2 protein-coding genes are annotated in these 1,830 nt (G+C 73.8%); both read left to right on the forward strand.

Translation table 11 applies throughout. From position 1 onward, the window contains the following. The first annotated feature begins 369 nt into the window (after nt 1–369). Nucleotides 370–708, forward strand: coding sequence for a hypothetical protein (locus BUB17_RS24920; protein ID WP_141243209.1), 339 nt, complete (start codon nt 370–372; stop codon nt 706–708). A gap of 173 nt (nt 709–881) precedes the next feature. Then, entirely contained in the window at nt 882–1,556 is a 675-nt protein-coding gene (locus BUB17_RS24925) for an RES domain-containing protein (RefSeq protein WP_280173914.1), read from the forward strand. Nucleotides 1,557–1,830: the final 274 nt, after the last annotated feature.

Genomic DNA, 1,830 nt, shown 5'->3' on the forward strand with positions numbered 1-1,830 from the left:
GCAACCCGGCGCCGATCAGCTCGTCGACGACGTCCTGGTACTGCGCCCGACCCAGCCGCATCGTGGACTCGTAGTCGAGCACGGTCGGTGTCCTCTCGGTCGTCGCGGGGTGGTCAGGAGGCGCTCGGCGCAACGGCCGTGAGGCGAACGGCTCTCACCCGTACCGGGGAAGCTGCCAACTGCGTTAGGCCAGGGGTTAGGTGAGCTGTCGTCTAGTACTATACGGTTGGTCATAGGGTGGGGTGCCACGCAGGCGACCTTCGCCGGAGAAGGCAGGAGGCGACTATGAGCACAGTTGTGCACTCCTCCAGGGACGCGGTCGTCCGGGATGTCGACGCGATTTGGGCTCGGGCATACAAGCGGTCCACCGTGGCCAGCGCGCAGGAGGCGGCCTGCGAGCTGCTGGAGTCGGTGGGGCCCCGGGTGACCGCGGCAGCGGTGGGGCTGCGGGAGGCTCGCACGGTGCGCAGTTGGGCGGCCGGCCGCGCGCCGCGCGACCAGGCCGAGGCTGCGCGGCTGCGGCTGTTGCACCGCATCGCGCTGGCCATCACCGGGGTTTATGGCCGCCCGGAGGTGACCACCGCGTTCCTGACCTCGGCCAGCCCGGCGTTGGAGGACTGCGCGCCGCTGGAGGTGCTCGCCGACACTCCGCCGGCGCAAGCGGAGAAGCGGCTGCTGGGCGCGCTGCGCGCCTTCCTCGCCGACTGACCCCACCTCCGAGCTACCCGTCCTCCTGCGCCTCCGGCGCGGTGCCCGCCGGCCGGGGTGGAGGGGTTCGGTGAAGGCTTGCGGGAGACGGTGGTGAGAATGCGCCGGTGGTCGGCCCGCTAAACCCTGCGTCCTACCGCCAAATTCCGCCGCCGGCGGAGGGCGTGTGGCGGGTGGGTCGGGATCCGCTGGAGCCACCGCGGGTGTGGCCGGGACCGGGCCGCTACCGCTTCGACGACCCGCAGCGGAGCTACGCGGTCCGCTACGTTGCCGCCCGGCTGCGCGGCGCGCTGCTGGAAACCATGGAATACCTGCGCCCGGCACCCGGTGCGCTGGCGCGGCTGGCCGCCGTCGTCGACGGCGAGCCGCGGCTGGGTGAGGCTGACACCGACCACGCAGGCGGCGTGGTCGCCTGGCTGGCCGCCCAGCAGGTCGCCCGGCTGGTCGTATACCCCGCCGGGCCGGTGCTCAGTGTCAACGACCCGGCACTGCTGACCGCGCTGGACGACGACCCCGGGGTGATCGCCGCGATCGCCGAGGCCGGACCGGGTGAGCCCGGGGCGCGGGCGCCGAGGTTGGACCAGGGGTTGGTGCGGGCATCGGGGCCGGCTGGGCGGCGGATCACCCAGGCGCTGGGGCGGGCGGTGTTCACCGTCCTACCCACCGTTGCCGGGCTGGCCTACCGCTCCCGGCTCGATGACGACGAGCTGTGCTGGGCACTGCGCGCCGAGGTGCCGGTGATTCCGCTGGAGGTGCGGCCGCTCTCCCCCACCGACCCCGACCACCGCTCCGCCGTGCAGGCCGCGGCCGTCACCCTAGGCATCGACCTGACCACCGACTGGCGCTGACCGGGGCCGAGCTGCCTGCGCCTTGGCGCCCCGTCCGGCCCGGGCAGAAGACGGCGGACCGGCGGTTCTGAGTCGACCTGGCCAACGGCCGGGGGGCTCGGGGCCGTCGGCGGCCATCCGGACCGGGGCCGCCCGTCAGCTGCGGCGTTCGCGGGTGTGCAGCTCGGCCACGTCGGTCTGTGCGAGGGGGATGGTGACGCCGGAGGATGACCGCAGGACCAGCTGGCCTTCGCCGGCGGCGTCGAGGACGCCGTGTAGAACGCGGCCCGAGTGC

The organism is Geodermatophilus obscurus (assembly GCF_900143215.1).
Taxonomy (GTDB): domain Bacteria; phylum Actinomycetota; class Actinomycetes; order Mycobacteriales; family Geodermatophilaceae; genus Geodermatophilus; species Geodermatophilus obscurus_A.